The 10,717-nt window shown below is 53.7% G+C and carries 12 protein-coding genes and 1 pseudogene; 9 read left to right on the top strand and 4 right to left on the bottom strand.

Features of this window, described 5'->3' with window-relative positions:
- From OCV64_RS13820 to glpK, 4 genes are all read right to left on the bottom strand, one after another.
- The coding region (locus OCV64_RS13820) for an iron-containing alcohol dehydrogenase (protein WP_262670354.1) at positions 1-1,081 on the bottom strand (1,081 nt) is incomplete at its 3' end.
- Positions 1,082-1,092: 11 nt separating this feature from the next.
- Positions 1,093-1,383 carry a hypothetical protein gene (locus OCV64_RS13815; protein ID WP_186852068.1) on the bottom strand — a complete coding sequence of 97 codons (291 nt, stop codon included), beginning with the start codon at positions 1,381-1,383 and terminating at the stop codon, positions 1,093-1,095.
- 34 nt (positions 1,384-1,417) lie between these two features.
- Positions 1,418-2,011: a GNAT family N-acetyltransferase gene (locus tag OCV64_RS13810; protein WP_240287269.1), complete on the bottom strand. Its 594-nt coding sequence runs from the start codon at positions 2,009-2,011 to the stop codon at positions 1,418-1,420.
- Position 2,012: 1 nt separating this feature from the next.
- Positions 2,013-3,506 (bottom strand): glycerol kinase GlpK, encoded by a 1,494-nt coding sequence (gene glpK / locus OCV64_RS13805; protein ID WP_262670353.1) that lies wholly within the window; start codon positions 3,504-3,506, stop codon positions 2,013-2,015.
- Between the two features lie 176 nt (positions 3,507-3,682).
- Between glpK and OCV64_RS13800 the strand changes: the two genes are divergently transcribed.
- The 9 genes and pseudogenes from OCV64_RS13800 to OCV64_RS13760 form a co-directional block, all read left to right on the top strand.
- Complete coding sequence (locus OCV64_RS13800) at positions 3,683-4,645, top strand: collagen-like domain-containing protein (RefSeq protein ID WP_262670352.1); 963 nt, start codon at positions 3,683-3,685, stop codon at positions 4,643-4,645.
- A 262-nt stretch (positions 4,646-4,907) separates the two neighbouring features.
- Positions 4,908-5,867 carry a DUF6017 domain-containing protein gene (locus OCV64_RS16285; RefSeq protein WP_262670351.1) on the top strand — a complete coding sequence of 320 codons (960 nt, stop codon included), beginning with the start codon at positions 4,908-4,910 and terminating at the stop codon, positions 5,865-5,867.
- Positions 5,868-5,903: 36 nt separating this feature from the next.
- The gene (locus OCV64_RS13790) at positions 5,904-6,377 is read left to right on the top strand and encodes a PcfB family protein (RefSeq protein ID WP_007860263.1); all 474 of its coding nucleotides are present in this window, start codon (positions 5,904-5,906) and stop codon (positions 6,375-6,377) included.
- A pseudogene (locus OCV64_RS13785) lies at positions 6,374-6,673 on the top strand (hypothetical protein); the annotation flags it as partial. The gene OCV64_RS13790 and the pseudogene OCV64_RS13785, both read left to right, overlap by 4 nt.
- A 31-nt stretch (positions 6,674-6,704) precedes the next feature.
- The gene (locus OCV64_RS13780; protein WP_038286029.1) at positions 6,705-8,579 is read left to right on the top strand and encodes a recombinase family protein; all 1,875 of its coding nucleotides are present in this window, start codon (positions 6,705-6,707) and stop codon (positions 8,577-8,579) included.
- 78 nt (positions 8,580-8,657) lie between these two features.
- Positions 8,658-8,849, top strand: coding sequence for a transposon-encoded TnpW family protein (locus tag OCV64_RS13775; protein WP_002592869.1), 192 nt, complete (start codon positions 8,658-8,660; stop codon positions 8,847-8,849).
- A 134-nt stretch (positions 8,850-8,983) separates the two neighbouring features.
- Complete coding sequence (locus OCV64_RS13770; protein ID WP_002592868.1) at positions 8,984-9,280, top strand: hypothetical protein; 297 nt, start codon at positions 8,984-8,986, stop codon at positions 9,278-9,280.
- Between the two features lie 185 nt (positions 9,281-9,465).
- Positions 9,466-10,299 carry a methyltransferase domain-containing protein gene (locus OCV64_RS13765; RefSeq protein WP_002584969.1) on the top strand — a complete coding sequence of 278 codons (834 nt, stop codon included), beginning with the start codon at positions 9,466-9,468 and terminating at the stop codon, positions 10,297-10,299.
- Between the two features lie 131 nt (positions 10,300-10,430).
- Positions 10,431-10,717, top strand: a 287-nt coding sequence (locus tag OCV64_RS13760) for a DUF3847 domain-containing protein (protein ID WP_262670350.1), incomplete at its 3' end; no start/stop codon positions are given.

Here is a 10,717-nt window from a genome sequence, read left to right as displayed (position 1 = left end):
GCTCCTTCTCAGACTGGAGGCCGCAGCCCAACTCAGAGAAGCAGGTTGGCATATCCAAAGAGTGAAAGAAATCCACAGTCGCATCGATGGCGGATAAAGCCAGCTCTCGCTCTGTGCGGCCGGTGGGGTCCAATCCCCAGACCTTGACACCGAACCGGGCGAAGCGGGACACATCGGCATCCAGACAGTAGCGGGCCCAGCTGCCCCAAACGGCAGACAGGGTGGCACCGTGGGCAGAATCGAACCGGGCACTAAGCTCATGGCCCAGTTGATGGGGGGCAAAGTCCTTCTTCCCGCCCAGACCAGTCAGGCCGTTGTGGGACAGGGAACCGGCCCACATCAGTTCACTCATGGCCTGGTAGTCGCCGGGATGGTCCATGGCTCGCCGGCCGCTGGAAATGACCACTCGAAGCAGCCCCTCCGCCAGCTCGTCGGTGAGTTGGTTGGTGGTGATGGGATTGAAGTAGCGGTCCATGGTGTGCGACATGATGTCCACCACGCCACAGGCCACCTGATAGCGGGGCAGGGTGGCGGTGAGATCGGGGTTTAGGATGGCAAACCGGGGACGGTGCAGATCGGAACCAAGCCCTCGCTTTTCCAGGGTGTCATCCTTGGTCAGAACGGCGGAGTCGCTGCTCTCGCTGCCGGCCGCGGGAATGGTCAATACCACCCCCACAGGCAGGGACCGCTCCAGAGGGACCTTTTTCATCCACAGGTCATCCCACAGGTCCAGCTCCGGGTTGGCGACTCCATCGGCGATGGCCTTAGCCGTGTCGATGACGCTGCCACCTCCAATGGCCAGCAGAAAGTTGGCCTGAAAAGCCTCCGCCCGCTGGATGCCGGATAATACCAGACTGAGTCTGGGATTTGGCTTTACACCACCCAGCGTGTCGCAGGACAGCCCGCTCTGCTCCAGAGAGGCCAGGACCCGACTCAGCAGCTCGCTTTTGACAGCGCTCTGGCCGCCATAGACCACCAGCACCCGGGAGCCCCCTCGGCGGGCGATCTGCTCTCCAACCTGCTCCTCAGTACCACGCCCGAAAATGATCTGTGTAGGGGAATAAAATTGAAAGGCTTCCATTGTTGCTCTCCTTATTCTTCGTTTACTATCGCGGCCTGCTCCTCCAGCCACTGGACGGTCTGCTCCAGCCCCTCCCCGCTAAGGGGGAAAGAGGCGGTGGAACAGATATGGCTCAACGCTTTGGTCAGCGGACCCCTCCAGAACTCTATGTCCAGGGTGGTATGAGAGGGTGCGTCAGGGGTATCTGGGGCAGCTTCGTGGGTCACGGGCTGAATAAAAAAGCGGGCCTGTCCTTTACTGCCATACCAGGTATTGCCATTCTCCCAGAATAGCAGGGTAGGGATTTCAATAGGGGGTAACATAGGTATCACTCCTGCCTGTGGTATCCGCCCCTTCTTACAGGGCGGATTCAATGAAATGATGGTCGTGGGCTTCCCAATATTTTTTGTACTGCCGGTCTGTCTGCCCATCCAAGTTCAACTGATACATTCGAAAGACAACCGGCATATTCTTAGGCTGCCACAACTCCTCATAGGTGTATTGATATTTCATGCCGAGATTTTGCATCACGCCGCCGCTCCGGGGATTGTTCCGGTCGTGGGTGGCGGTGATATAGGGAATGCCATCCGCTCTCAACCGCTGTATAACGGCCTTGCAGGCTTCGGTAATGATGCCCTGATGCCAAAACTCATTACGAAGGCCGTACCCTAGGTCGTGGCTGTCGTCCATAGCCACGTTGACGTATCCCACAGGTATGTCGTCGGAGCGGAAACAAACGGCATACCGGTAGCCCCGCTCCTGTCCATAGGAGGCCGCATACCGCTCCAGGAAAAAAGATCTGGCCTCCTCCATGGTATGCAGCGGGTACCAGGGCAAAAACCGGTTTGCTTCTTCATCACGGAAAATAGAGAAAAGGGCATCCAGGTCGTTTTGTGTAAATTTCCTCAGGATTAGGCGCTCTGTCTCCAGCCGTGGCGTATTTAAGCCCATGTCAATCGTGTTCCTCCCAGTCCAAGCTGCGTCCTACGGCCTTGTGCCAGCCGCGCAGCAGCCGCTGCCTGGTATCTGCCTCCATATGCGGGTCGTACCGCTGATCCAGGGTGCGCAGGGCACGGATTTGGTCTAGATCCCGCCATACCCCCACAGCCAGGCCGGCCAGATAGGCCGCGCCAAGAGCGGTGGTCTCCCGGATGGCCGGCCGGCAGACGGATTTGTTCAGAATATCAGCCTGGAACTGCATTAGAAAACGGTCCCTGCTGGCCCCGCCATCAGCATTCAGCTCCCGAAGGGCAATCCCAGTGTCCTTTTCCATGGCATCCACCAAGTCCGCCACCTGATAGGCGATAGACTCCTGTGCCGCCCGGATGATATGGTCACGGGTGGTGCCCCGGGTCAGTCCCACCAGGGCACCCCGTGCGTACATATCCCAGTGGGGAGCACCCAGGCCGGTGAAGGCCGGGACGAGATAGACCCCGCCGGTATCCGGAACCTTGGAGGCGTAATACTCCGCGTCTCGGGCCTCCGAGATGAAGCGCAGCTCGTCCCGGATCCACTGGATGACGGCGCCGCCTACGAATACGGAGCCCTCCAGAGCGTACTGGACCTTTCCGCTCAAGCCGATGGCGATGGTAGACAACAGCCCGTTCCGGCTTCGGCACAACTGGTCACCGGTGTTCATCAGAAGAAAACAGCCGGTGCCGTAGGTGTTTTTCGCCTGACCGGAGGAGAAGCAGGTCTGACCGAAGAGGGCGGCCTGTTGGTCGCCGGCGATGCCAGAGATGGGTACCTCCACCCCCTGGAGATTGACAGTGCCGTACACTTCACTGGAGTCTCGGACCTGGGGCAGCATGGAGATGGGGATGTCCAGGGTGCGGCAGATACAGGTGTCCCAGCAGAGGTTTTGGATGTCATAGAGCATGGTACGGCTTGCGTTGGTCCGGTCGGTGACATGGACCTTTCCACCTGTCAGCTTCCACACCAGCCAACTGTCCACTGTACCAAAGAGCAGATCGCCCGCCTGGGCCCGTTCCCAGGCTCCCTCTACATGCTCCAGTATCCATTTGACCTTGGTGGCGGAGAAGTAGGCGTCAATGAGCAGTCCCGTGCGGTCCTGAATATACTGGGTGAGCTCCTTGTCCTTTTTCAGCTTCTCACACAGAGGGGCGGTGCGGCGGCACTGCCACACGATAGCGTTGTAGACCGGCCGCCCGGTATGTCTATCCCACACGATGGCCGTTTCCCTCTGGTTTGTGATGCCGATAGCAGCCACCTCATCAGGAGAAACGCCGGCCTGGGCCAGCACTTCGGTGAGGACGGAGTATTGACTGGACCAGATCTCCATGGGGTCATGCTCCACCCAGCCGGGCTGGGGGTATATCTGTGAAAATTCCCGCTGCGCCACCCCCGCGATATTCTGATCCTGATCGAAGAGAATGCAGCGGCTGCTGGTGGTGCCCTGGTCCAGGGCGATGACATATCGTTTCATGGGCGTCCCTCCCCTTGAATATGCTCTTATTATGACAGAAAAACAGAGGGCTGTAAAGACCGGAGCGGGAGAGGACGGCCTGCCCATTTGACAGGCCGCGCACAGGCGCGTTGATTCAGCATAGGATGGAATGTGGCATCGCCACACCCATTTTTTACCGTGCAAAGGAGCGTCTTATGAGAAGATACTGTGCTTCTGAGTGGGAGCAGAATCGCCGGGACGGCGTGGTCGCCTATCTGAACGGCGGCACCAGCTCCAGCTGCGGCTGTGGCTGCGGTCAGTCCGGCTCTACTTCCTGCTGCCCCACTCCTTGTCCTCCCCCTTGCCCGCCTCCCTGCCCCTGTCCTCCTCCCTTCCCGTCCATGGTAGGCCCCACCGGGCCGACCGGACCCCAGGGCTATCCTGGTCCCGTTGGTCCCACTGGCCCCACCGGACCTCAGGGAATCCCCGGCCCAGCCGGCGTTACTGGCCCCGCTGGTCCTGCTGGCCCTGCTGGCGCGACTGGCGCTACGGGTGCAACTGGTGCCACCGGAGCTACCGGCGCCCAGGGCCCCGCCGGCCCGACCGGCCCGACCGGTCCCACTGGTCCTGCTGGCCCTGCCGGCGCAACCGGTGCCACTGGCGCTACTGGCGCTCAGGGTCCCGCCGGCCCCATCGGTCCCACCGGCCCCGCTGGCGAGGGGCTGGAAACTGTGACCACATTCGCGCTAGGCACACCCTATGCCCAGGGGGACTTTGTGACCTATAACGGCAGCCTGTACCGGGCCCGGATCGCCAATCCCAGCGGTACTCCCGGCACATCCGCTGACTTTGAGTTGGTGTCTGTCCAAGGCCCTACCGGCCCCACGGGTCCTGTAGGGGCGACTGGAGCCACCGGGGCCACTGGCGCTGCCGGAGCGGCCGGCGCTACTGGCCCAACTGGCCCTGCCGGCCCTGCGGGTGCCGCTGGTCCTGCGGGCCCGACCGGCCCGACTGGTCCAACTGGCGCTGCTGGTGCTGCTGGCGCTACCGGAGCTACCGGAGCGGAAGGCCCCACCGGGCCGACTGGCCCGACTGCCCCGTCAATATATGCACAACAAGGAAAATGCCGTAACCATGCGGCTTTCAGCACATTAAAGACAATTAAACAACCCCTATAATTACACCTAAAACGCCGTAGCAAGGTTGGACAAGCCTTGATATGGCGTTTTTAAGTGAGTAGGATATGTCGCCGCAGCTTGAAAAGAGTTGCGGTTTTTTTATGCCCGAAAACAGGCGGTAACGTGGAACGTTAGGCGCGAAAAAGCCCTTGCAATACAAGGCTTTTCAGACACAAAAACGGCAAAGGCATACTGCAATACCAAAACCGCCGAAAACGGCTTTCTAATATTCCACGCAGACCAAGAGAGGAAGTGATGAAACATGGCAGTTTTCAGAGTGGAACGCAATACGGGATATACCGTTATGAGCAACCACCACTTGCGCAATAAGGAACTCACCTTAAAGGCAAAAGGCTTGCTTTCGCAAATGCTGTCTTTGCCCGAAGATTGGGATTATACCCTTGCGGGCTTATCTCACATCAACCGCGAGAAGATCGACGCAATCCGCGAAGCGGTAAAAGAACTCGAAAAAGCCGGATATATCGTGCGCAGCCGGGAGCGCGACGAGAAAGGACGCTTGCGGGGCGCGGATTATGTCATATACGAGCAGCCGCAGCCGCGAGAGCCGGAAGCAGCTACCAGCGGCGAACAGCCGTCTATATCGGATTACCCTACATTGGAAAATCCAACATTGGAAAATCCAACATTGGAAAATCCAACATTGGATAATCCAACGTTGGAAAAACCTACGTTGGAAAATCCAACGCAATTAAATAAAGATATATCAAGTAAAGAACAATCAATTACTGATTTATCAAGTACCCATTCCATTCCTTTCCATTCCCCAAACCCCTTGCCCTTTGCACAGGACGAAGCGGCTACGCCGCCGGAAAGGAAAAGAACGGAAGCGAAAAGCAATAGCGCAGTAGAGATTTACAGGGAGATTATCAAGGACAATATCGAATACGACCATCTCATTCAAAACTGTAAAATCGACGCAGACCGCCTAAATGAGATTGTTGACCTTATGCTGGAAACCGTCTGCACAGCCCGAAAGACAATCCGTATTGCCGGGGACGACTACCCCGCCGAACTTGTCAAATCCAAGTTTTTGAAGCTGAACAGCAGCCATATTGAATTTGTTTTGGACTGCATGAGGGAAAACACAACCAAAGTGCGCAATATCAAGCAGTATCTAAAAGCGGTGCTGTTCAACGCGCCGAGTACCATTGACAGCTACTATACCGCCCTTGTCAATCACGATTTTTACGGCGGCGAATGAGCATAGCCACACTTTACCGGGAAAGGAGTTGATACCTTGCAGGAGGAAGTAACCCAAAAAACGATTGCCCTATACGTCAAAGTGGGAAAAGGCGCGGCGCGGCTTACCGAACAGGCGTTGCAGAAAGCAATCCGAAAGTTTTTGGAGCAGAAAAGCAAGCCCGCGCATGGGAAACAGACCATGCGCCAGCTTATGAAGCAGAACGCGGGCGTTTCCAACATCGAGATCACCGACAGCAATATTAAAGCCTTTGAGAGTACGGCGAAGAAATACAACATAGATTTTTCGCTGAAAAAGGTTAAGGGCGAGCAGACCCGTTACCTTGTGTTTTTCAAAGGCCGGGACGCGGACGTTATGACCGCAGCATTTCAAGAGTTTTCCGCAAAGAAGCTGAACCGGGATAAAAAGCCCTCTATCCGCAAAGCCCTTGCCGCTGCAAAGGACAAGGCGAAGCAGCTTAACGCCGCCCGCGACAAGGTAAAGAAAATAGACAGGGGGCGCGAGATATGAAGCAAATAAACTACAAAAAGCTGATACTTCCGAATATCCCCTATGTGTTCTTTGTCTATCTCTTTGATAAAGTCGGACAGGCGGTGCGACTTGCCCCCGGCGCGGATATATCCGCAAAGATACTGAATATCACAAAAGGATTTTCCGCAGCATTTGAAAACGCCTTGCCGAGCGTGTACCCGCTGGATTTGCTTGTTGGCATTGTAGGCGCGGTGGTTATCCGCTTGATTGTCTATGTCAAAGGGAAAAACGCAAAGAAATACCGCAAGGGCGCGGAGTACGGCTCTGCCCGATGGAGTGCATAATCTTAAGTGTAAAGAACTCTACATGGACGCACAGGAGGATATGCACATGAATGATTACAACAAAATCACAGCCCTTTACTCCCGCCTTTCCGTAGGCGACGAGGACAGGGACGGCGGCGAAAGCAACTCCATACAGAACCAGAAGAAGTTTTTGGAAAGCTACGCCAGACAGCTAAAATTGACGAATATCCGGCACTACATTGACGACGATGAAAGCGGCAGATTTTTCGACCGCTCCGCCTACTCCCGCATGATAGAGGACGTAGAAAACGGTAAAATCGGCGTGTGTATTATGAAAGACATGACCCGCTGGGGGCGCGACTATCTCCAAGTCGGCAACGCTATGGAGATATTCAGACGGAACAATGTGCGCTTTATCGCGGTCAACAACGGGATAGACAGCGAGAAGCCCGACACATTGGAGTTTGCGCCCTTTATCAACATCATGTCGGAGTGGTACGCAAAGGACATCAGCAAGAAAGTAAAGACCGGCATTAAGACGAAGGGCATGAGTGGAAAGCCGATTGCCACCGAAGCTCTCTATGGCTATGTCAAATCCCCGGACAACAAGGATTTTTGGATAATCGACGAGGAAGCCGCCGGAGTTGTCCGTTTGATTTTTCGCCTGTTTCTGGACGGGAAAAACCGCAACCAAATCGCCGTATATCTGACGCAGGCGCAAATCCCAACGCCCACATTCTACATGAAAGAGCGCGGGCGGGGAACGTGCAAAAACAGGGCGCTCAATGAGGATAACCGTTACAAGTGGAACAAAGCCACTTTGACCCATATCCTTACACGGCAGGAGTATTGCGGCGATGTAGTCAACTTCAAGACTACAAAGCATTTCCGGGACAAGCGGAACCACTATGTAGACCGGAGCCAATGGCAGATAACCGAAAATGTGCATGAGCCGATTATTGACCGCGCCGACTTTGAAACCGCACAGCGGATTTTGGAAAACGCGCCCGTCAGACGCCCCAACGGGGACGGGGAAATCCACCCTTTGTCGGGCTTGCTTTTCTGTAAGGATTGCGGCGCAAAAATGCACATCCGCATAGATTACAGAAACGGCGGCAAGCGGCACGTTGCCTATTGCAGCGAGTACCACAAGGGAAAAGCCAAAAACCCCAAATGCCATTCCCCGCACATCATTGACGCGGACTTGCTCATGCAGACCGTCGCGGAAGTGCTGAAGAAAATCGAGGACTATTCTATCAGCAACCGGGCGGAGTTTGAAGCCTTAGTGAAAAAGAACCTTGCCATGCAGCAGACCGACCAGACCAAAAAGCAGCAGAAGCGTATCCCACAAATCACGACGCGCCTTGAACAGATCGACAAGGTGCTGAACAAGCTCTATGAGGACAACGCCCTCGGCACTATCCCGCAAGACCGCTACGAGCAAATGTCGCAGAAGTATTCAGAAGAATACTACGCATTGAAAACGGAGCTTTCCATACTCCAAGAGCAGCTATCCGCTTATGAGAACGCGGGAGGACGGGCGCAGAAGTTTTTGAAGCTGACGGAACGCCATGCCGCCTTTACTGACCTCACCCCCGCCATTCTCAACGAGTTTATCAGCAGGATTGAAGTGCATGAGCGCGACCAGAAAAGGGCGAGATACGCAATCCAGCACATCAGCATATATTTCAACTATATCGGCAGATTTGAGAACGAAGTAACGCAGCTTGCAGAGCCGACAGAGCAGGAAATCCGGCAAATGCGGGAAGAAATCGAAGAAGCCAAAAAGGAAAAGAGCCGCGCCTACCACCGGAAGTATTCAAGGGAGTACCGGGCGCGAAACCTTGAAAAGCAGCGGGAGTATGAGCGTATCAAGGCGCGGGAATACCGGGCAAGGAGAAAGGCGCAGACCGCCGCCGCACAGCCCGCACAGTAAAACAGAATAACCGACAACCAAGAGGGATTTTCCGGCTACGGGAAGTCCCTCTTTTGTGCCCGGAGAAAGGAGCTGCCTATGGCAGAACAGACCCCCGACAGTATCATCACGACGCAGAGAAACGGGCAGACTATTGTTGCGGAGTTATTTTTCAATCACAGCAGCACAGAAACATTCCGCGACAAGCTGCTCAAGACGATACTTGCCGACAGTTCGTGTTTATCTGCGTCTGACGGTCAAGAGCCGGAAAAATCGGAAATCTTGCGATAACAGCCGCCCCGACGATACATTCCACGTCCGGGCGGTTTTTATCGTCAAAAACGCCGTTTTCTCCAAGTCAAGAGCCGGAGAAAACACCCGAAAAATGCCCCTATTGCGTAACAGGGGCACAGAAAGGAGTTTGCATGAGAACAGGGCTTACCAAGCAGGAAAAGACCACCGATATTTGGTTTGACGAGAAAGACCCCCTTATCCATATCCGCACCCACAACACCGCCTTGAAAAAGCGTCTGCTTGCATACAGCCGCCGTTATCCGGCGATCTGCCAGCAGACTGACGCAGACCCGGAAACGGGCTGCATGGAGTTTGACATTGAGAAAGGCCGCTTCTCTTTCCGTCTGACCGCCCCATACAGCGAGGAACGGCGGGAAGCGGCGCGGCGGTATGCCAGAGAGAGCAACGTCGCCGACAGGCTGAAATAGAGTTGAAATGTTCATAGTTTTGTGCTATACTTTTTCTAAAAGCAGAGTAATACTGCGGAATTGATTGGAGGACAACACAATGGTTACATTTATGAGATTAAGATAAAACCGCGAGTTATGTTGCGGTTATCCGTATTGCATAACTCGCTTATTGAAGCAGAGATGTAATTACGGAGGAAAAACAAATGAATAATAATTTATCACGCTTTGCAGACAGCAAGGTTTATTTTCAATGCCCAATTTGCACAAAATCAATGGATATACAAGGCAATAGCCTAATTTGTAGACATGGACATTGCTTTGATATTTCAAGATATGGGTATGTAAATTTGTTGTTAAAATCATCGCCCAAAACCAACTACAGCAAGCGGTCTTTTGACAACCGGCACCAAATTTTGGAGTATGGCATGTATGATGTTGTGTTGGAGAAAATCATACAGTTTATTTCTGATACGCCATCTATAAGAAACATTTTAGATGTTGGTTGCGGCGAGGGTTTCTATGCAAGGCAGATACAGCAAAGAACAGAACGAAACATCTTTGCCTTTGACTTGTCAAGGGAGGCAATACAGATTGCATCAAAAAAAGACAAGCGCAAAGCAGTGAAGTGGTTTGTTACTGACTTATCAAAAATCCCTTTGAAAGACGGAAGTATGGATTGTATTTTAGACATATTTTCGCCTGCACACTACAAAGAATTTCAGCGATTGCTATCTCCTAACGGATATGTTGTGAAAGTAATTCCTACGAAAAATCATTTGAGGGAAATCAGGACTAAAGTGCAAGCACACTTGAAAAATCCAGATTATTCAAATGAGTCTGTCGTTGAATATTTTGAGAAATATCTTAAAACCATTTCAAGAGAAACGGTTTCAGCCACCGTACAGTTGTCATCAGAACAAAGAATGTCGTTTATTGAAATGACGCCGCTTCTCTTTTGCGTTGAAAAAGATTGCGTTGATTGGCGTACTCTCACACATTTGACAATCGAAGCTGATGTTTTAATAGGAATGTATTAAAGGGCGTATTGATATTTAATATTCCCATTTATTGAGCAGAACGGAGTAAACCAAACACCCTAATCAAAAGGACAGCCGAGGAAATCGACTGTCCTTTTTCTATGCCGACAGGTAGAAAGGAGTGACCACCCATGACGAAACCGAGAGAAAAAAAACGCGAGGAATTGCAAGCCGAGATTGAGGACGGGAAGAAGAAAATCCGGCAGCTTGAAAATCGGGAAAAGGTGTTGCGGCAAAAGTTATCCCAAGAGGAACGCCGGACGCGCAGCCACCGGCTGGTCGTCCGAGGCGCAGTCTTTGAGAGCATTGTGCCGGAAGCCAAGACCATGACCGATGAGGAAGCCGCCGCCTTTCTCCGGCTTGCCCTGACGAGCGAGGAAGCGCGGGCTTATCTGAAAAAACGCACCGAGGGCGGGAA

Origin of the sequence: Muriventricola aceti (assembly GCF_025567565.1) — a bacterium.
In the GTDB taxonomy this organism is placed as follows: Bacteria; Bacillota; Clostridia; order Oscillospirales; family Oscillospiraceae; genus Lawsonibacter; species Lawsonibacter aceti.
Note: the sequence above shows the minus strand (reverse complement) of the source record. Positions and strands in the feature narration are given on the sequence as shown.

Bases quoted from the DNA above. Each gene is read 5' to 3' on its own strand.
- OCV64_RS13800 (WP_262670352.1), top strand. From the start codon at position 3,683: ATGAGAAGATACTGTGCTTCTGAGTGGGAGCAGAATCGCCGGGACGGC.
- OCV64_RS13810 (WP_240287269.1), bottom strand. From the start codon at position 2,011: ATGGGCTTAAATACGCCACGGCTGGAGACAGAGCGCCTAATCCTGAGG.
- OCV64_RS13780 (WP_038286029.1), top strand. From the start codon at position 6,705: ATGGACGCACAGGAGGATATGCACATGAATGATTACAACAAAATCACA.
- OCV64_RS16285 (WP_262670351.1), top strand. From the start codon at position 4,908: ATGGCAGTTTTCAGAGTGGAACGCAATACGGGATATACCGTTATGAGC.
- OCV64_RS13775 (WP_002592869.1), top strand. From the start codon at position 8,658: ATGGCAGAACAGACCCCCGACAGTATCATCACGACGCAGAGAAACGGG.
- glpK (WP_262670353.1), bottom strand. From the start codon at position 3,506: ATGAAACGATATGTCATCGCCCTGGACCAGGGCACCACCAGCAGCCGC.
- OCV64_RS13765 (WP_002584969.1), top strand. From the start codon at position 9,466: ATGAATAATAATTTATCACGCTTTGCAGACAGCAAGGTTTATTTTCAA.
- OCV64_RS13815 (WP_186852068.1), bottom strand. From the start codon at position 1,383: ATGTTACCCCCTATTGAAATCCCTACCCTGCTATTCTGGGAGAATGGC.
- OCV64_RS13770 (WP_002592868.1), top strand. From the start codon at position 8,984: ATGAGAACAGGGCTTACCAAGCAGGAAAAGACCACCGATATTTGGTTT.